Genomic DNA, 19,596 nt, shown 5'->3' with positions numbered 1-19,596 from the left:
CAACATGAATAGACCATCCGCCCGGATTAGGCTCCCGCGTGATGAACCGTCTCCGTGTCACCCCCGGCCCGGTCCTCGCACTCACCGCCGTCTGGCTCGTCACCCGCGCCCTGATGTCGTGGCTGCTCACGCACGACAGCTCGCCCCTGCTGGGCGGGGGCGCGGTGCCGCGCGAGGTGTGGCGTCTGTACTTCCACTGGTACGGCGTGCTGTCGCACGGCGCCTTCCCGGCCCACGACAGCACCTGGCAGTACCCGCCGGGCGCGGGCGTGGTGCTGCTGGCGCCGGGTCTGCTGCCGTGGCTGACGTACTTCCAGTCGTTCGTGGCCCTGGCGCTGGCAGCGGACGCGCTGATCGCGGTGGCCCTGGTCCGGGCCGGGACGCGGCCCGGCGGCAGCCTGCTCGGCGCGAGCCTGTGGATCTGCGGTCTGCCGCTGCTGCTGCACATCCCGCTCGCCCGGTACGACGTGCAGGTGACCGCGCTCGCCGTCGCCGCCCTGCTGTCGTCGGGGCGTTCCCCGCGCGCGGGCGGCGTCCTCGGGGCGCTGGGCGCGCTGGTGAAGGTGTGGCCGGCGCTGGTACTGCTGGGCACACCCCGGGGACGGGCGACCCGCGGGGCGTGGGGCTGGGCGGCGGCCGGCGGCGGCCTGGGCTTCGCCCTGCTCGCCGTCTCGTTCAGCGATCCGCTGGCGTTCCTGCGGGAGCAGGGCGGGCGGGGCGTGCAGATCGAGTCGCTCGGCGGCACCGCGCTCAACCTGGCACGCCATGCCGGCTGGCCCGGCCGGCCCCGCTACCAGTACGGCGCGATCGAGCTGGTCGGCCCGTACGTGCACGCCGTGGCCACGTTCTCCCTCGGGCTCACGGCCGCCGCGTTCGGGCTGCTGGTGCTGTGGCGGCTGCGGGCCCGGCACTGGAGCCCGGCCACGCCGTACGACGCCGCGCTCGCCGCGGTGCTGCTGTTCACCGTCACCAGCCGGGTCATCAGCCCGCAGTACCTGATCTGGCTGCTTGGCCTGGCCGCCGTGTGTCTGACCTCCCGGCACACCAGCCAGCGCCCGGTGGCGGTGCTGCTCCTCGCGGCGAGCGCGCTCAGTTCGCTGGCCTACCCGATGCTCTACCGCGAGGTGGTGGGCGGCACCTGGACCGGCTGCCTGCTGATGCTGGCCCGTAACGCGCTGCTGGCGGCGGCCGCCGTGCTGTCCTTCGTCCGGCTGTGGCGCTCGGCCCGGCCGCCGGCCGGCGAGCACGCTCCCCCGACACGGCTCCGCCCGGACTCGGACCGCCTCCCGGATCGAGCACTGAGCGGCCTGTAACGGGGTAATACAGACTTTCCTACGTACCCGGCCCGTGGACCCCATGAGTACAGACCCGCGAGACCCGCACCCGGCACCCCAGGTCGGTGTCGTCGTCATCGGTTACAACGACGCCGCCCACGTCACCGACGCCGTACGCTCGGCGCTCGCCCAGGGGCCGGCCGTCGGCGAGGTGATCGCCGTGGACGACTGCTCGACGGACGGCAGCGGCGAGCTGCTGGACCGGCTGGCCGCCGGGGAGCCCCGGCTGCGGGTGGTGCGCCGGAGTGTGAACAGCGGCGGCTGCGGCAGCCCGCGCAACACCGGGATCGACGCGGTGACGATGCCGTACGTGATGTTCCTCGACAGCGACGACGTGCTGCCACCCGGCGCGGCGCAGGCGCTGCTGACTGCCGCCACCCGGGCGCGCGCCGAGGTCGCGGGCGGGCTCTGCGTGCGCCGGGAGCTGCCCTCGGGGCGCGAACAGCCGTGGCAGGCGGCGCTCTACACGGCGCCCGCCGTCCTCGCGCACCCCTCCGAGCGCCCCCGTCTCGTCCACGACACCCTGTGCGTCAACAAGCTGTACCGGACCGGCTTCCTGCGCGAGCACGGCATCCGCTTCCCCGAAGGCCGTTTCCTCTACGAGGACTTCGTCTTCACCGCGCGCGTGCTGGCCGCGGCGCCGCGCGTCGCGCTCGTACCGGACCGCGTGTACGTGTGGCACGTGCGCCGGTCGGCCGAGCGGCTCTCGCTCTCCCTGGACCGCGAGGACATCGGCAACTGGCGGGCGCGCACGGAGGCGTGCGCGCTGGCGTACGACATCCTGCTGAGCGCCGGGCAGAAGGTGCCGGCGCGGGCCGCGCGGGCCAAGTTCCTCGACCACGAGCTGCGCATGTACGTGCGCGAACTGGGCTTGCGCGACGCGCACTACCGGCGCGCGTGGTGGGCGCACACCCGCGCGTACCTCGCGCGCTACGACGCGGCCGACTGGGAGCTGAACCCGGCGGCCCCCGGACGGCTGCTCGGCCGGGTGGTCCTGGAGTCGCCCGAGCCGCGCGACCTGCCCCGCCTCAGGGAACTCGCCGCCCGCCCCGCCCGGCTGCTCCCGCCCTACGCCCGCACCGCCGACGGCACGCCCGTCTGGTCCGCCGAGTTGCCCCAGGTCACCCTCGCGCCCCTGCTCGCCCGGCCCATCGGCGTCCTCCCCCTCGCGCTGGACGCCGAGCTGCGCCCGCGCGCGCGGGACACCCGGCTTCGTCTGCGGCTGCACGAACTGTACGGACGGCTGGCCGCGGCCGGGCCGCGGGAGCTGGACGTGGAGTGGCGGTCCCGGCAGGACGGGCGCCCGGCCCAGCGCGTCACGACGGCCATCGCGCCCGCGGGAGCGGAGAGCTGGGCGGCCGAGGTGCCCGTCGACCTGGCCGCGCTCGGGGCGGGCACCTGGGACCTGCGTCTGACCGTGCGGTTCACGGACGGCACGGCCCGCGACCTCACCGCGCACGCCCTCGCGGGCGCCGGGCGGCTGCGCCGGCGCGCCGTCCCGAGCGCCCGGCACGGCGTGCTGCTGGTCCAGCCGTACGCCACCCACTCCGGCGCCCTGGCACTGCGCGTGGCGACCGGGGCACACGGAGTCATCACAGTTGCCCGCGACCGGCTGCGCCGCCTGCTTCACTGACAACCACGGGACCAAGAGCGCCGGCCGCCACCGGCGGCCGCTGACGAGGGGACGGTCGCAAATGACCTGGCTGATCACCGGCGGCGCCGGTTACATCGGAGCGCACGTCGTCCGTGCGATGACCGAGGCGGGCGAGCGGACCGTGGTCTACGACGATCTGTCCACCGGTGTGGCCGCGCGCGTACCGGACGAGGTGCCCCTGGTGCGGGGCTCGATCCTGGACGCCGGGACCGTGGCGCGTACGCTCGCCGCGCACGAGGTCACCGGCGTCGTCCACCTGGCGGCGAAGAAGCAGGTCGGCGAGTCGGTGGAGCACCCGCTGCGGTACTACCGGGAGAACGTGGAGGGCCTGCGCGTCCTGCTGGAGGCCGCGGTGGCGGCCGACGTCACGTCCTTCGTGTTCTCCTCGTCCGCCGCGGTGTACGGCATGCCGGACGTGGACCTGGTCACGGAGGAGACCCCCTGCCTCCCGCTCTCCCCGTACGGCGAGACCAAGCTCGCCGGCGAGTGGCTGGTCCGGGCGACGGGCCGGGCGACCGGGCTCGCGACCGCGTCCCTGCGCTACTTCAACGTGGCGGGCGCGGCCGCCCCCGCGCTGGCCGACGCGAGCGTCTCCAACCTCGTTCCCATGATCTTCGAGAAGCTCACCGAGGGCGTGCCCCCGCGGATCTTCGGCGACGACTACCCGACCCCCGACGGCACCTGCGTCCGCGACTACATCCATGTGGCCGACCTGGCCGAGGCCCATGTGACGGTCGCGCGCGCCCTGCGCTCCGACCCGGGCCGCAACCTGACCCTCAACATCGGCCGCGGGGAGGGCGTGTCGGTCCGCGAGATGATCGACCGCGTCAACGCGGTCACCGGCTACGACCGCCCCCCGGCCGTCACCGCCCGCCGCCCCGGCGACCCGGCCCGCGTGGTGGGCTCCGCCGACCGCATCGGCACCGAACTGGGCTGGCGGGCCAAGCGCGACGTCCAGGACATGATCGCCTCCTCCTGGGAGGGCTGGACGTACCTGCACCCGGAGGCGGCGCGCTCCTAGGACGCGCCCGGCCTCCTGGACCCGGCCGTCGCCCGGCGGCCCGTCACAGCGCGGTGAGGGCCGCCGCGGTGGCTCGGGCCAGGGTGTCCAGGTAGTTCTTCGGGAGCTTGGGGGAACGGATCACCACCGAGCGCCAGTACAGGGGCCCGGAGATCAGGTCCAGGGCGAGGTCGGTGTCCACCCCGGACCGCACCTCCCCGCGCCGCTCCGCCGCGGCCACGATCTTGCTGGCCACCGAGTCCTGGCCGTCCCGCACCGCCTTCTGCAGCGCCTCGGCGATCTCCGGGCTGCGGGCCGCCTCCGCCTGGAGGTCGGGGATGATCTGTGAGGCGACGGGGTGGCGCAGGGCGCGGGACGTGACGCCGTAGAGCAGGCGGAGGTCGCCCTCCAGCGAGCCGGTGTCCGGGACCGGGAGCCCCAGCACGGCCATCGCCGAGACCACGTCCAGCACCAGGTGCAGCTTGGAACGCCAGCGGCGGTACACCGCCGTCTTGCCGACGCCCGCCCGCCGCGCGATCCCCTCGATGGACATCCTGGCGTACCCGACGGCCGCCAGCTCCTCGAAGACGGCCGCCCGGATGGCCTCGGTCACGTCCTCCCGGAGCACGGCGGCCCCGGCGGGGGCCCGGCGGCGCGGACGCTTCGGGGTCTCGTCGGCGTTCGTCGTCATACGGACCAGCATAGGGCGTTACGACGAAACGGTTGCGTTCCGACGTTCGATGGTTCTACTCTCACGTTGCGACGATACGGTCCCGTCCCGACGTAAGAGAACGTGAAGAGAAGCGTAAGGAAACGCCGGACGACGGACGGGGACCACCCAGGCCCGGCGACCGCCGGCGCACCCCCTCCCCCGAGCGAAAGCAGCGGATGTGAGTCAGGTCCTCCACACACCGCCCCCGACCCAGGTCCCGGCCGAGGACGACCTCGCGGCGCTGGCCGCCCGGCACGGCCTGACGGTCAGCGGCGCCCGCCCCTCCCTGCCGGCGTACGTCCGCCAGCTGTGGGCGCGTCGCCACTTCATCACCGCCTTCGCCACCGCCAAGCTCACGGCCCAGTACAGCCAGGCGAAGCTCGGCCAGGTCTGGCAGGTCATGACCCCGCTGCTGAACGCGGCGGTCTACTACTTCATCTTCGGCGTCCTGCTCGGCACCAAGCAGCACGTCCCCGACTACGTGCCGTTCCTGGTCACCGGCGTGTTCATCTGGACGTTCACGCAGAGCTCGATCATGGCGGGCACCCGGGCCATCGCCGGCAACCTCGGCCTGGTCCGCGCCCTGCACTTCCCGCGCGCCGCGCTGCCGATCTCCTTCGCGCTGCAGCAGCTCCAGCAGCTTCTGTTCTCGATGGCCGCCCTGGTCGTCATCCTGCTCTGCTTCGGCGTTCCGGTCGCCGCCTCCTGGGTGCTGGCGATCCCCGCCCTGGTACTCCAGTTCACGTTCAACGCCGGCGTGTCGATGGCCGTGGCCCGCATGGGCGCGAAGACCCCCGACATCGCGCAGCTCATGCCGTTCGTGCTGCGGACGTGGATGTACGTGTCCGGCGTGATGTGGAGCATCGACAAGATCGACAAGAACGATCACCTGCCGCACGCCGTCAAGCTGCTGCTGGAGCTGAACCCGGCCGCCGTCTACATCGACCTGATGCGGTTCGCGCTGATCGACAGCTTCCACACCCTGCCCCCGCACGTGTGGGCGGTCGCGACGGGCTGGGCCCTGCTCGCCGGGGTCGGCGGCTTCATCTACTTCTGGAAGGCTGAGGAGACCTACGGCCGTGGCTGAGCAGACCGGGACCACCAGCGAGATCCCCACCGTCGTCGCCGACCGGGTCGACATCGTCTACCGGGTAAACGGCACCGGCGCCGGGCGCGGCACCGCCACCGCCGCCCTCAACCGCATCCTGCGGCGCAAGCAGGCCGAGAAGGCGGCGGGCGTGCGCAAGGTGCACGCGGTCAAGAAGGTGTCGTTCGTCGCCTACAAGGGTGAGGCGATCGGCCTCATCGGCACCAACGGCTCCGGCAAGTCGACGCTGCTGAAGGCGGTCGCCGGCCTGCTGCCCGTGGAGAACGGGCACATCTACACCGACGGCCAGCCCTCGCTCCTCGGCGTCAACGCGGCGCTGATGAACGACCTGACCGGCGAGCGCAACGTCCACCTCGGCGGACTGGCCATGGGCATGTCCCGGGAGGAGGTCAAGCAGCGCTACCAGGAGATCGTCGAGTTCTCGGGGATCAACGAGAAGGGCGACTTCATCACCCTGCCGATGCGGACCTACTCCTCCGGCATGGCGGCCCGGCTGCGCTTCTCCATCGCCGCCGCCAAGGACCACGACGTCCTGCTGATCGACGAGGCCCTGGCGACCGGCGACCGTTCGTTCCAGAAGCGCTCCGAGGCCCGTATCCGCGAGCTGCGCAAGCACGCGGGCACGGTCTTCCTGGTCAGCCACAACAACAAGTCCATCCGCGACACCTGCGAGCGGGTGCTGTGGCTGGAGCGCGGTGAGCTGCGGATGGACGGGGCCACGGAGGACGTCCTGAAGGAGTACGAGGCGTTCACGGGCGACAAGAGCGACAAGCCGGCCCGGAAGCCGGCGAAGAAGGCGGCGCCCAAGGCTCCCGCCGCCACCCCCTGACGCCGAAACCCCGCCCGCGGAGTGTCGTTCTCTCAGTGGGCCCGCCTCCGCGCAGCTCTTACCTCGGGCGTGGTTATCCTTTTCATACAGCTAGTGACAGTATGTTATGAAAGGTGCCCACCAGAGACGGCGAGCCCAAGGAGCCTCCGCGATGCCCCACCTCAGCGTCATCGTCCACGGGCCGAACACCCAGGGGCATCTGACCGAGCTGCTGGCCGCGCTGGAGACCCGCCCGCTCCCGGACATCGAGGTGATCGTCGCGGCGGTCGGCGACTGGGCCCGGGAGACGGCCGAGCAGTACGCCCCGGAGACGGTCGTGGTGCCGCTGCCGGAAGGCACCGGTGACGGAGCGGCCCGGGCGGCGGGGGCGGCCCGGGCGTCCGGCCGCTGGCTGCACTTCGTACACGCCAAGGACGGTCTGCCCGCCGGGGCGTCCCGGATGGTCGCCGAGCGCGCCGCGGAGCTGGACGACACGGTCGACGTACTCCTCTTCGACCATGTCACCACCACCTGGCGGACCGCGGCGGCACCGTCCCCCGGCGGCCGCCACCTCGCCGCCGCGGGCCGCGCCGGCCTGGCCCTGGACGACGCGGCCGACCTGCTGCGCCTCGCCCCGCTGCTCGGTACCCGCGCCCTGCGCGCCGGGTTCTGGCGGGCCCACGAGGACCTGCTCACCACCGACGACGAGCCGTACGCGGCCTACGCGGCCCTGCTGCGCGCCGGCCGCGTCGCCTGCCTGAACCAGGTGGCGTACGACGACCGCCTGCTGCGCCCCGAGAGCCTGCCGCCCCTCGCCCCCGAGGACCGGTACGCGCTCATCGACCGCTACGAGTCCCTGCTCCCGCTCACCAGGGACCGCCGCGCGGCCCGCGCGGTGCTGTACGACCTGATGGTCCGCGACCTGCTGCGCACCTTCGCCCGGGAGGACCTGCCCGACCCGGTGGCCCGCGAGTTCTTCCGCCGGGCCTCGCTGGCCGCGGTCCGCTGGCGCCCCGAGAACCACCGCCGCCCGGCCGGCCTCGAGGGCGTCCGGCACACGCTGCTGGAGGACGGCGCGTACACCAGGTACCGCGCCTTCCAGGCCGCCAACCGCACCCGGCGCGCGGCCCGGAAGGCGGTACGCGACCGCAAGCGGCAACTGGGCACGAAGGTCCGCGACCAGCAGTACCGCAGGGCGCTGAGCCGCCCGGTCGACCCCGAACTGGCCGTGTTCGCCGCCTACTGGGAGCGCGGGGTCGCCTGCAACCCGGCCGCGATCGCCGCCCGGCTCGGCGAGCTCGCCCCGCACATCCGCCGGGTGTGGGTGGTGAACCAGGAGAACGCGGCCCTGCTGCCGCCCGGCACCGACCACGTGATCCCCGGCACCCGCCGCTACTGGGAGACGCTGGCCACCGCCAAGTACCTGACGAACAACGTCAACTTCCCCAACGCGGTGGTCAAGCGCCCCGGAGCGGTCCACCTCCAGACCCACCACGGCACCCCGCTCAAGCGCATGGGCCTGGACCAGCGCGACCACCCGGCCGCCGCCAAGGGCCTGGACTTCGCCGCCCTGCTGGCCCGCGTCGACAAGTGGGACTACAGCGTCAGCTCCAACAGCCACTCCACCCGTATGTGGGAGCGCGCGTACCCGGCCCGCTACACGTCGCTGGACCACGGCTATCCGCGCAACGACGTCTTCTGCACGAGCGGCGCCGCCGAGGTCCGCGCCGCCCGTGAGCGGCTGGGCATCGCCCCCGGCGCGACCGCCGTCCTCTACGCCCCCACCCACCGTGACTACGAGGCCGGCTTCACCCCCCGGCTCGATCTCGCCGCCCTGGCCGACCGGCTCGGCGACAACACGGTCCTGCTGGTCCGCGCCCACTACTTCTACGGCGGCGCCGCCTCCCCGCTCACCGGGCTGCGCCGGTCCGGCCGGATCATCGACGTCTCCTCCTACGACCCGGTCGAGGAGCTGTGCCTGGCCGCCGACGCGCTGGTCACGGACTACTCGTCGATCATGTTCGACTACGCCAACCTGGACCGGCCGATCGTGATCCACGCCGACGACTGGGAGACGTACCGCACCACCCGGGGCGTCTACTTCGACCTGATGGCCGACCACCCCGGCCAGGTCGCCCGCACCCAGGAGGAGCTGACCGAGATCCTCACCTCGGGTGCCTGGCGCGACGAGAGCGCGGCCAAGGCGCGGGCCGCCTTCCGGCGCCGGTTCTGCGAGTACGACGACGGACGCGCCGCCGAGCGGGTCGTACGACGGGTCTTCCTCGGCGAACCCGAGGAGGCCCTGCCCCCGGTGATCCCACTGGCGGAACGCACCCCCGCCCCGAGCCCCGAGGAGGCCGGCGCATGACGCTCCCCGACGTCACGGTCACCGTCATCGTCTTCAACGACGCGGCCCGCCTCCCCCGCGCGGTCGCCTCCCTGCGCGCCCAGACCCACGCCAACATCGAGATCGTCATCAGCGACGACCACTCCACCGACGACACGCCCGCCGTGGCACGGGAGCTGGCCGCCCGGGACCACCGCATCCGCTACCTCCGGCTGCCGCGGAACAGCGGCGGCTGCAGCGCACCGCGCAACCGGGCCATCGAGGTCGCCCGGGCGCCGTACCTGATGTTCCTGGACAGCGACGACGAACTCCCGCCCCGCGCCGTCGAGTCGCTGCTCGCCGCGCACCGCGAGCGCGAGGTGGACTTCGTCATGGGCGCGGTACGCCGGGTACGGGTGGACAACGGGCGCCGCTCGACCTGGATGCCGCACCTGGTCGCCGAACACCGCACACTGGACGGCATCGAGGCCGACCCGCGGCTGCTGTTCGAGCACCTGTCGACGAGCAAGATGTACTCCCGGGCGTTCCTGGACCGCCACGGGCTCCGCTTCCCCGAGGGCATCCACTACGAGGACCAGTTGTTCTCGGCGCAGGCCTACTGCCTGGCGAAGGCGTTCACGATCATCCCGGACCCGGTGTACGTCTGGTACATCGAGCCGTTCGCCGCGCAGGCGGCGGCGTCCATCTCCAACCAGCGGCACAAGATCTCCAACGTCCGCGACCGGGTGCACGTCCAGCGCCTGATCGACGACTTCCTGGTCGAGAGCGGGCACGCGGTGCTCCGCGAGGACAAGGACTACAAGTTCCTCAAGCACGACTTCCGGATGTACGCGGGCGACCTGCCGTACCGGGACGACGCGTGGCTCGGGGACTTCGCGCAGATCATGAACCCGTACCTGGACACGCTCGCGGACGGCGCCTTCGTCCGGCTGCCCCGCCCGGAGCGGGTGGTGCTCGAGCTGCTGCGCGACGGGCGCCTGTCCGACGTCCGGCTGGCGGCACGCGGCCTCGGCCACAACGCGGCCCCGCGGCAGGTGACCACCGACGCCTCCGGCGCCGCCTACTGGGGCGACACGATCCCCACGACCGACCGGGCCCGCCGTGAACTGGACGTGTCCGACCTGGAGCTGGACACCCGGCCGTTCACCAGCGCCCAGTTCCGCCACGAGATCACCGAGCTGACCCGGGGGCCCGGCGCCTGCCTCGACCTCACCATCCGCACGTTCGACCCCGGCCTGCGGCTCCCGGTGGGACCGCAGCGCGCGAGCCTGGTGCTGAGTCCCGGCCGGCGCCGTCTGACGGTCCCGTTCCGGCTGGACCCGGTGCGACCGGGTGTCTTCGAGGGCCGGGCCCGGCTGGACCTGGCGGCGGCACCACTGCCCGTTCAGGGCTTCGACGGCGTACGCCACCCGCTGCTCCGCCTGTCGCAGCAGGGTCTGGCCAACTCGGGCCTGCTGCTGGCCCCCCTGGACTTCCCCTCGGCGCGGGCCCGGGTCGATCACCGCGCCGGCCTCACGGCCCACGAACTCACCATCGAACCCGAAGGCCGTAACCCGGGCCGCCTGCAGATCCGCTGGCACCCCCGCTCCCTGACAGCCCACGTGATCCGCCCCCTGACCCGCAGACTCTCCCACCCCAAACTACGCAACGCGGCCCGCTTGGCATCCAGCCTTCTGAAGTAAAGGGCATGCGTGCGGCGTAGCTGCGGGCACCCGAGCCGCTTCGCTGCGGGCACCCGAGCCGCTTAGCTGCGGGCATGCGTGCCTCCCCCAGTGCCTCAAGGGCCTGGGGGGACCCCCAGGGCGGCACGGGTGGGCGATGGGGGTCCCCCCGCTCGAGCGAAGCCGAGAGTGGGGGAGGCGCCCCGCAAGCGCGGGAGAGCGAAACATCCCCCGCCCGGCACCAACACCGCGTACTCGGGCAACACCGCTCACTGCTCATGGCGGCAACACCGCTCACTTCTCACCGCGCAACCTCGTACAGCACCTGCCCCCCAGGCCCCCCAGCCACCCGCCGCAACCACGGCTCCGCGTCCCCCCTCCCCCCGACCACCCACCGCACCCCGTACTCCCGCAACACACCCCGCCGCACGGAATCAGCCGCCCCCGCCGAGAAATACCGCCGCTCCGCGGCCTCCCGCGCCCCCGCCGACGGCAAGAACACGTCCGGATACCCAGGGGCCACCGTGTACGCCCCGTACGCCGGAATCTGCCGAGAGGCCATCGTGCGCGCCATCACCACGTCCCCGTACCTCACCCACGGCGTGACCCAGTGGTACCCGGCCCACGGCGCCCGGTACTTCGCCGCGACCACGCCCGGCAGCGCGTCCCGATCCGCCACGTACCCGAGCATTCCGGCCTGCGTCCACGCCCCCGCCAGCAGCGCGGCGCCCAGCGCACCGGCCCATGCGGCCCGTACCGCCCGCCTCCCCGCCGACACGGCCTCCAGCGCGGCCGCGAGCTGGGCCGGGATCAGCGCGGCGGGCAGCGCCCGTCCCCACGAGTAGTGCCCGGTCAGCCCGCCCGCGGCGAACACCAGCGCACCGAGCAGGAAGAACAGCACCAGGGGGTCCCGACGGTCCCGCCGCCACCGCGCCCCCAGGGCCATCACCCCGAGCAGGACCAGCCCGAACCGCCCGGCCAGATGCCCGTACAGCGACCGGTGGATCGCCTCGAGACCGGCGCCCGCGGAGAACAGCGCGAAGAAGTCGTAGTACGGCCACGCACCCAGCAGCACCAGACCGAGGGCGACCGCCGCACCGAGCCGCGGCAGCTCGGGCCGGCCCGGCCGTGCGGCGATCACCGTGGCCAGCGCGCCGAGGGACGCCACGACTCCGGTGAACTGGTGGCACAGCAGGATCAGCGCCCAGAGCGCGCCGAGACCGAGCCATCCGCCCCAGCCGGCCCCGGAGCGCAGTGCCCGGGTGAGCGACGCCCAGAGGTGGAACGACAGCCCGAGGGCGAGGACGCTGGGGTACGACACCGTCAGCGCGAGGGAGTTGAGGCCGAGGAAGCCGCTCCAGTTGAACAGGAGCGGGCCCCACAGGAGGACCAGGCTCAGGAACGCCAGGGCGGGCGCCGCGCGATGGGCGCTGAGGGTGCGGACGTAGCGCCACACACCGGTGGCCAGCAGCCCCAGCCCGACGAGTGCGCCGGCCCGCAGCACGTTGAACACCGACAGGCCGGTCACCCGGGCGAGACAGCCCAGCAGCAGCATCCAGGGCGAGTAGTACGGGCTCGGTGTGTCGGCGTCGACCAGCGGGTTACCCGGGTGCAGCAGACTGTGCCGCAGTCGCTGCACGGTCGCCGCGTGCATGCCGAGATCGCCCGCCCAGGGCAGACGGACGATCACCAGGAGCATCAGGACCAGCACGAGCGCCGCGGCGACCGTGGGGAGTGCCCGTGCGGCGCCGGGCGGCGCGGCGCGCATCCCGCGCGACCGCTGCCGGGCGGTTCTCGGAGAGGTCGCTGTCACAGCCCAGACCCTATCGGAAATGTCCCGTTGGCCCGGAAGCGCAGTATTCGGCCGAGGAGGCCGGAAAGCAGGCGCCCCGGGCCTGGACCGGCCCGGGGCGCCTGCTGCAGCCGTACGGCCACCGCCGCGGCTACGAGTGCGAGCGCAGCAGCGTCCGCATGGTCCGCATCGCCACCGACAGGTTCGCGAGGTCGAACTCGTCGGAACCGCGGATCTCCACCAGGGTGGTGCGCGCGCGGGAGAGCAGCGCGGCGTTCTTCTGCTCCCACAGGTCGAAGCGCTGCTCCGGCGTGGAGGTGCCGTTGCCGACGGCCAGGACGTCGGCGGTCAGCGCGGCGTGCGCGGCGTACAGGTCCTCGCGGATCGCCGCGCGGGCCATGGACTGCCAGCGGTCGTTGCGCGGCAGCTCGATGATGCGGTCCATGAGCTGGCTGATGCCGAGCCGGTCGGCGAGGTCGTAGTACACCTCGGCGACGTCCAGCGGCTCCTTGCCCATGCGGTCGGCCACCGAGACGATGTCGAGCGCCGGGAAGGCGGAGGAGAACCCGGCCACGCGGGTGGCCAGCTCGTCCGGGACCCCGGCGTCGGACAGCTCGTCGAACACGTGCTGGTACCACTCCTGGTCCGCGCCCCGCAGCAGCTTCGGAAGCTGCTGCCAGACCTGCTCGACCCGCTCGGCGAAGAAGTCCACCGTCTCGGCGAGCTGAAGCGGCTGCGGCCGGTTGTTCAGCAGCCAGCGCGTGCCGCGCTCGACCAGACGGCGCGAGTGCAGCCGGATGCGGGTCTGGACGGCCGCCTCGACCTTGTTGTCCAGCTCCTCCACCGCGTCCCACACCGGCGCCGAGCAGAAGATCGCGCGGGCCGCGGTCTGGGCGCGGACGATCTCCTCCAGCGAGGCTCCGGTCTCCTCGCGCAGCCGGTGCAGATAGGTCGTACCTCCCGTGTTGACCGTGTCGTTGACCAGCACGGTCGTGGTGATCTCACGGTGCAGCGGGTGGCTGTCGATGCCGTCCGGGAACCGCTCGCGCAGCGCCGTCGGGAAGTAGGCGTGCAGCAGGGTGCGCAGGTACGGGTCGTCCGGCAGCGAGGTGTGCAGCAGCTCCTCGGCGACCGTGATCTTCGTGTACGCCAGCAGCACGGCCGTCTCCGGGCCGGTCAGGCCCTGGCCCTGGGTGAGGCGTTCGCGGATCTGGCGGTCGGTGGGCAGGAACTCCAGCGCCCGGTCGAGGTGGCCCTCGCGGACCATGTGGCGGATGAACCGCTGCTGCGCGTGCAGCATGTCCTTGGACTGGGCGAGGGCGTTGGCGATCGCCGTGTTCTGCGCGTAGTTGTTGCGCAGCACCAGGCCGCCGACCTCGTCGGTCATCTCGGCGAGCAGCTTGTTGCGCTGCTTGACGGTCATGTCGCCGTCCGTGACCAGCCCGTTGAGCAGGATCTTGATGTTCACCTCGTGGTCGGAGGTGTCCACGCCGGCGCTGTTGTCGATCGCGTCGGTGTTGATCCGGCCGCCGTGCAGCGCGAACTCGATGCGGCCGAGCTGGGTCAGGCCCAGGTTGCCGCCCTCGCCGACGACCTTGACGCGCAGGTCGCTGCCGTCGACGCGGATGGCGTCGTTGGCCTTGTCGCCGACGTCGGCGTTCGACTCCGCCGACGACTTCACGTACGTGCCGATGCCGCCGTTCCACAGGAGGTCCACCGGGCTGTGCAGGATCGCCTTCATCAGGTCGGCCGGCGTCATCTTGGAGATCTTCTCCTCGATGCCCAGGGCCTGGCGGATGTGAGCGTTGAGCGTGATCGCCTTCGCGGTGCGCGGGAAGATCCCGCCGCCCGCCGAGAGCAGCTCGGTGTCGTAGTCGGCCCAGCTGGAGCGGGGCAGCTCGAACAGGCGGCGGCGCTCGGCGTAGGAGGTGGCCGCGTCCGGGTTCGGGTCGATGAAGATGTGCCGGTGGTCGAAGGCGGCGACCAGGCGGATGTGCTCGGAGAGCAGCATGCCGTTGCCGAACACGTCACCGGACATGTCGCCGACGCCGACGACCGTGAATTCCTCGCTCTGCGTGTCCAGGCCCAGCTCGCGGAAGTGCCGCTTCACGGACTCCCAGGCGCCGCGCGCGGTGATGCCCATGCCCTTGTGGTCGTAGCCGGCCGAACCGCCGGAGGCGAAGGCGTCGCCGAGCCAGAAGTGGTACTTCTCGGCGACCTCGTTGGCGATGTCCGAGAACGTCGCCGTGCCCTTGTCGGCCGCGACCACCAGGTAGGTGTCGTCGCCGTCGTGCCGTACGACGTCCTGCGGCGGAACGACCTCGCCGGCCACCATGTTGTCGGTGATGTCGAGCAGCGCCGAGATGAACGTCTTGTAGCTGGCGATGCCCTCGGCCAGCCACGCGTCCCGGTCCACGCTCGGGTCCGGGAGCTGCTTGGCGACGAAGCCGCCCTTGGCGCCGACCGGCACGATGACGGTGTTCTTCACCATCTGCGCCTTGACCAGGCCGAGGATCTCGGTGCGGAAGTCCTCACGGCGGTCGGACCAGCGCAGGCCGCCTCGGGCGACCTTGCCGAAGCGCAGGTGCACGCCCTCCACCCGCGGCGAGTACACCCAGATCTCGTACGCCGGGCGCGGCGCGGGCAGGTCCGGGATGGCCTGCGGGTCGAACTTCATGGAGACGTAGTCGTGCGGCTCGCCGCTGCGCGCCTCCTGGAAGAAGTTCGTGCGCAGGGTGGCCTTGATGACGGTCAGGAAGGAACGCAGGATGCGGTCCTCGTCGAGGCTCGCCACCTGGTCCAGGGCCGCGTCCAACTCCTCCAGCAGGGCGTCGGTGATCTCCGACCCGGCCTTCTGCCGGTCCGGGGACATCCGCGCCTCGAACAGGGAGACGAGCAGCCGGGTGGTGTGGACGTTGTCGCGGAGGGTGTCCTCCATGTAGTCCTGGCTGAAGGTGGATCCGGCCTGCCGCAGGTACTTGGCGTACGCGCGCAGCACCACGGCCTGCCGCCAGGTCAGCCCGGCGCTCAGTACGAGGGCGTTGAAGCCGTCGTTCTCCGCCTTGCCGGTCCAGGTGGCGGCGAAGGCCTCCTGGACGCGCTCGCGTGCGTCGTCGCCGAAGTGGTCGGTGCCGGCCGGCGACTTGGGCATGCGCAGGCCGAAGTCGTAGATCCAGGCGGTGGTGCGGTCCGCGCAGCGCAGCTCGTACGGCCGCTCGTCCACGACCTCCACACCGAGCCGCTGGAGCACCGGCAGGACGGCGGACAGGGAGACCGAGTCGCCCCTGCGGTAGATCTTGAAGCGGCGCTCGTCGGGGGCGGCGCCGACCGGCTCGTACAGGCTGAGGGAGAAGTTGTGGCCCTTCTCCTCGCTGAGCCGCTCCAGGTGGACCAGGTCGGCGACCGCCGCGCGCGGGCTGTGGTCGGCCTTGTAGCCCTCGGTGAAGGCGTTGTTGTAGCGGCGCAGCAGTTCGGCGGCGTGCTCCTCGCCCAGCTCGGCGTTGAGCGCCTCGGCGAACGCGTCGGCCCAGGAGCGGGCGGCCTCGACCAGCCGGGCCTCGATGCGCTCCTTGTCCGCGTCCGACAGCTCGGGCAGCTCGGTGCCCGCCGGGACCCGGACGACGAAGTGCAGCCGGGACAGGATCGACTCGGTGTTCCAGGCGGTGAAGTCGACGCTGATGCCGCCGAGCTCCTCCTTCAGGATGTCGATGATCCGCAGCCGGACGCCGGTGGTGTAGCGGTCGCGCGGGAGGTAGACGAGGGCCGAGTAGTAGCGGCCGTACTCGTCCTGCCGCAGGTACAGCCGCAGCCGGCGGCGCTCCTGGAGGTACAGGACGCTCGTCGCGATGGACTGCAGCTCGGCGACCGGGGTCTGGAACAGCTCGTCGCGCGGGTAGGTCTCCAGGATCTGGAGCAGGTCGCGGCCGTCGTGGCTCTCCGGCGAGAAGCCGGCGCGCTGCAGGACCTCGGCGACCCTGCGCCGGATGACCGGGACCCGGCGGACCGACTCGGTGTAGGCGGCGGAGGAGAACAGGCCGAGGAAGCGGCGCTCGCCGACGACGTTGCCGTCCGCGTCGAACTTCTTGACGCCGATGTAGTCCAGGTACGACGGCCGGTGCACGGTGGCGCGGCTGTTGGCCTTGGTCAGCACGAGCAGCTTGTGCTCACGGGCCTTGGCGCGGGCGTCGGCGGGCAGCCGCTCGAACGAGGGGCTGACCGGGTGCTGGTCGTCCTCGGAGTGGTGCGGGTCCGCGCGCAGTATGCCGAGACCGGTGCCGGGCACGGCGGCCAGGCAGTCGTCACCGCGCAGCTCGTACTCGCGGTAGCCGAGGAAGGTGAAGTGGTCGGCGGAGAGCCAGCGCAGCAGCTCGCGGGCCTCCTCGGCCTCGGCGCCGGGCAGGTCGCCCGGCAGCGGCTCGCTCTCCAGGCTGTCCGCGATCCGGCCGGCCGCGTCGCGCATCTTCTCCCAGTCCTCGACGGCCTCCCTGACGTCCGACAGGACGCGCAGCAGATCGGCGGTGATCTGCTTCAGGTCGGCGCGGTCGGTCTCCCGGTCGATCTCGACGTGGATCCAGGACTCGATGTGCGCGTCGTGCGGGAGGTCGCCGGTGGGCGCGGTCGGCAGAACCTGGATCAGCTTGCCGGTGACGTCGCGCCGGACGACGAACTGCGGGTGGATGACGACGTGGATGCCGCGGCCCTGGCGGGTCAGCTCGTTGGTGACCGAGTCGACGAGGAAGGGCATGTCGTCGGTGACGACCTCCACGACGGTGTGGCTGCAGGTCCAGCCGTTCTCCTCCACCGTCGGGGTGTGCACCCGGACGTTGGCGGTGCCCTGCGGCCGGGTCTCGGCGAGCCGGTAGTGCGAGGCCGCCGCGCCGAAGACGTCGTCCGGGTCGCGGTCCGAGAGGTCTTCCGGGGCGGTGTGCAGGTAGTAGCGCTGGAGGAACGCGTGCCCGGCTTCACTGTCGGGGGCACCGGCCGCGCCCTCGCCCGTCGCCGTCGTCCCGGTCGGTAGGTGCCCCCCGACCGGGCTGTTCTCAGCTACCCGGGCCGCCCGTTCGAGCAGCTCGGCCTTGGCTTCGTCCAGCTTGGTCTGCATTGTCCTCTGGCTCCTGTCGCGCGCCGTTGCGTGACGTAGAAGGAAATACGGTCTCTTTCCCTCCGGCTCGACGCCACGGCCCGGGGTGTCCGGTCCGATCCGACGCTATGCCGCGAGGTGAGAAGAGCGGGGGGTATTCGGCCATTTTCGACGTGCCCGCCGGATGTGACGCCGGTCTCGGCGCCGCCGGCTCCTGGGCCGTCCTCGGCATCCCAGGGGCTTCGGCGCCCCCGGCCCGCCCGCGAAGACCAGCGACCGCCGCCCGGTCACGGAGGTGCTCCGTGCAACCCGGGCGCGGGGCAGGGGCGGCGTTGCCCCCGCGAGCTATCGCGCTGATCACGCCACAAGGCTATCGCTCCTCACCCGGGGGTCGTCATGAGCCGTATGTGTACAAAACCGGGGGGTGAAGTTTGACGTTCTGCACAGGGGTGGGGCGGCGACGAGTGGCGTATCCGGCGGCGGGCGAAGTGCGGGCACGGCGCCGGCAGGCCGCCGGCCGGGGTACCGGGTCGCGTCGCGGTGCGGTGGGCCGCACCCTGAAAGCGACGGGCCCTCTTGGCAAGCGCGCCCGGTGCGGGCACCTTGCCCAGGACAGCGCTCGTCCCCGTGCAGGGGGGCCGTGCCCGCCCAGGAGGAGCCGACATGCCCGCGAAGATCCTCATCATCACCGGCGACGCAGCGGAGTCCCTGGAGGTCCTCTACCCCTACCAGCGCCTGCGCGAGGAAGGCTACGACGTCCACATCGCGGCCCCCGCCCGCAAGACGCTCCGTTTCGTCGTCCACGACTTCGAGCCCGGCTTCGACACCTACACCGAGAAACCCGGATACACCTGGCCCGCCGACCTCTCCTTCGCCGAGGTCGACCCCGGTCAGTACGCGGCCCTCGTCATCCCCGGCGGCCGCGCCCCCGAGTACCTGCGCAACGATCCCGAGCTGCGCAAGATCCTCAAGGCGTTCTTCGACGCGGACAAGCCGGTCGCCCAGATCTGCCACGGCCCCCTGCTCACCGCCGCGGTCGACAGCCTCAGCGGCCGGAGGGTGACCGCCTATCCCGCCCTGGAACTCGACATGCAGGCCGCCGGGGCCCACTTCGAGGACACCGAGACGGTGGTCGACGGCACCCTGGTCTCGGCCCGCGCCTGGCCGGACCACCCGACCTGGATGCGGGAGTTCCTGACGGTACTGAGGGCCAAAGCCCCGGTGACGTGACGACCGCCCCGCCGTGGCGCGGGGCACCGGCACCCGGCTCCGCTCACGCCGCTATTCGCTGTGCCTCCGCGACCGCCTCGGCCAGCGTGTCCACCACCGGGACCCCGACTTCCTCCAGGCTGGCCCTGCTGTGCGACCCGCCGGTGTACAGCACCGCCCGCGCCCCCACGTGCCGTGCGGCCACCGCGTCGTCCGCCGCGTCACCGATCACCACGGTCCGCGTGGCCCGCACCCCGGTCAGCGCCTGCAGATGCCGCACCATGTGCTCGGCCTTGCTGCCGCCGGACGGCCCCGTGCGTCCGTCCACCCGCAGGAAGTGCGCCTCGATGCCGAGGCCCCGCACCAGCGGTACCAGTTCCTCGTGGCCGTACATGCTCAGCAGCGACTGGCTGTTGCCCTCGGACCGCCAGCCGGCGAGCAGCTCGGCCGCGCCCTCGGTCAGCCCGCACCGCACCCGGTGCTCCGTGTAGTACCGGTGGAAGACGCCGTCCATCAGCTCCCACTCGGCGTCCGTGGGCAGCCGCCCGAGCAGCCGCTCGTAGAACTTCGGCACCGGCACGCAGTACAGCGCCCGGTACTGCTCCAGCGTGATCGGCGCCAGCCCCAGCTCGGCGAAGGCCGCGTTCGTCGCCCCGATGATCGCCTCATTGTCGTGGAACAGGGTTCCGTTCCAGTCCCAGACGATGTGCGAGCCTGCGTGCATCCCCATGTCCAAGACGGTACCCGCACCCACTGACAACCAAGGCCGGCCGGACCCGGACAGCGGGCCTAGGCCCAATACCGGTGACTTTGTTGGGGCCTGGTCGTTGGATGGGTTGTGCCAAGGCCGGGTCAGGTGAAGTCGTCGGAGGTTGGTCGGTTCTCGGATCG

12 protein-coding genes are annotated in these 19,596 nt (G+C 72.3%); 8 read left to right on the top strand and 4 right to left on the bottom strand.

The annotated features are described in order from the left end of the window. Positions 1-41: 41 nt before the first annotated feature. The 3 genes from ABZ478_RS00060 (at position 42) to galE (ending at position 4,009) form a co-directional block, all read left to right on the top strand. Complete coding sequence (locus tag ABZ478_RS00060) at positions 42-1,313, top strand: glycosyltransferase family 87 protein (RefSeq protein WP_359544234.1); 1,272 nt, start codon at positions 42-44, stop codon at positions 1,311-1,313. 43 nt (positions 1,314-1,356) lie between these two features. Then, entirely contained in the window at positions 1,357-2,967 is a 1,611-nt protein-coding gene (locus ABZ478_RS00055) for a glycosyltransferase family 2 protein (protein ID WP_359544233.1), read from the top strand. A 61-nt stretch (positions 2,968-3,028) separates the two neighbouring features. Next, the gene (galE, locus tag ABZ478_RS00050) at positions 3,029-4,009 is read left to right on the top strand and encodes a UDP-glucose 4-epimerase GalE (protein ID WP_359544232.1); all 981 of its coding nucleotides are present in this window, start codon (positions 3,029-3,031) and stop codon (positions 4,007-4,009) included. A 43-nt stretch (positions 4,010-4,052) separates the two neighbouring features. Here the strand turns inward: galE and ABZ478_RS00045 are convergent, their stop codons facing one another. Next, a complete protein-coding gene (locus ABZ478_RS00045) occupies positions 4,053-4,679 on the bottom strand; it encodes a TetR/AcrR family transcriptional regulator (RefSeq protein ID WP_359544231.1) in 627 nt (208 codons plus the stop codon). Positions 4,680-4,878: 199 nt separating this feature from the next. On the opposite strand from ABZ478_RS00045, the gene ABZ478_RS00040 reads away from it, so the two are divergent. The 4 genes from ABZ478_RS00040 (at position 4,879) to ABZ478_RS00025 (ending at position 10,645) form a co-directional block, all read left to right on the top strand. Then, the gene (locus tag ABZ478_RS00040) at positions 4,879-5,787 is read left to right on the top strand and encodes an ABC transporter permease (RefSeq protein WP_359544230.1); all 909 of its coding nucleotides are present in this window, start codon (positions 4,879-4,881) and stop codon (positions 5,785-5,787) included. Continuing rightward, positions 5,780-6,637, top strand: coding sequence for an ABC transporter ATP-binding protein (locus tag ABZ478_RS00035; RefSeq protein ID WP_359544229.1), 858 nt, complete (start codon positions 5,780-5,782; stop codon positions 6,635-6,637). The genes ABZ478_RS00040 and ABZ478_RS00035 overlap by 8 nt, the downstream gene beginning before the upstream one ends. Before the next feature lie 151 nt (positions 6,638-6,788). Next, entirely contained in the window at positions 6,789-8,984 is a 2,196-nt protein-coding gene (locus tag ABZ478_RS00030; protein WP_359544228.1) for a CDP-glycerol glycerophosphotransferase family protein, read from the top strand. Then, entirely contained in the window at positions 8,981-10,645 is a 1,665-nt protein-coding gene (locus ABZ478_RS00025) for a glycosyltransferase family 2 protein (protein ID WP_359544227.1), read from the top strand. Before ABZ478_RS00030 ends, ABZ478_RS00025 begins: the two co-directional genes overlap by 4 nt. A gap of 280 nt (positions 10,646-10,925) precedes the next feature. Here ABZ478_RS00025 and ABZ478_RS00020 read toward each other — a convergent pair whose 3' ends face one another. Beyond that, positions 10,926-12,392 (bottom strand): hypothetical protein, encoded by a 1,467-nt coding sequence (locus ABZ478_RS00020; protein ID WP_359544971.1) that lies wholly within the window; start codon positions 12,390-12,392, stop codon positions 10,926-10,928. A 175-nt stretch (positions 12,393-12,567) separates the two neighbouring features. Next, positions 12,568-17,517 carry an NAD-glutamate dehydrogenase gene (locus tag ABZ478_RS00015; protein WP_359544226.1) on the bottom strand — a complete coding sequence of 1,650 codons (4,950 nt, stop codon included), beginning with the start codon at positions 17,515-17,517 and terminating at the stop codon, positions 12,568-12,570. 642 nt (positions 17,518-18,159) lie between these two features. Between ABZ478_RS00015 and ABZ478_RS00010 the strand changes: the two genes are divergently transcribed. Next, a complete protein-coding gene (locus tag ABZ478_RS00010) occupies positions 18,160-18,726 on the top strand; it encodes a DJ-1/PfpI family protein (RefSeq protein ID WP_359544225.1) in 567 nt (188 codons plus the stop codon). A 43-nt stretch (positions 18,727-18,769) separates the two neighbouring features. Here ABZ478_RS00010 and ABZ478_RS00005 read toward each other — a convergent pair whose 3' ends face one another. Next, positions 18,770-19,435: an HAD family hydrolase gene (locus ABZ478_RS00005; RefSeq protein WP_359544224.1), complete on the bottom strand. Its 666-nt coding sequence runs from the start codon at positions 19,433-19,435 to the stop codon at positions 18,770-18,772. Positions 19,436-19,596 lie beyond the last annotated feature (161 nt).

Origin of the sequence: Streptomyces sp. NPDC005706 (genome assembly GCF_040631045.1) — a bacterium.
Classification (GTDB): Bacteria; Actinomycetota; Actinomycetes; order Streptomycetales; family Streptomycetaceae; genus Streptomyces.
Note: the sequence above shows the minus strand (reverse complement) of the source record. Positions and strands in the feature narration are given on the sequence as shown.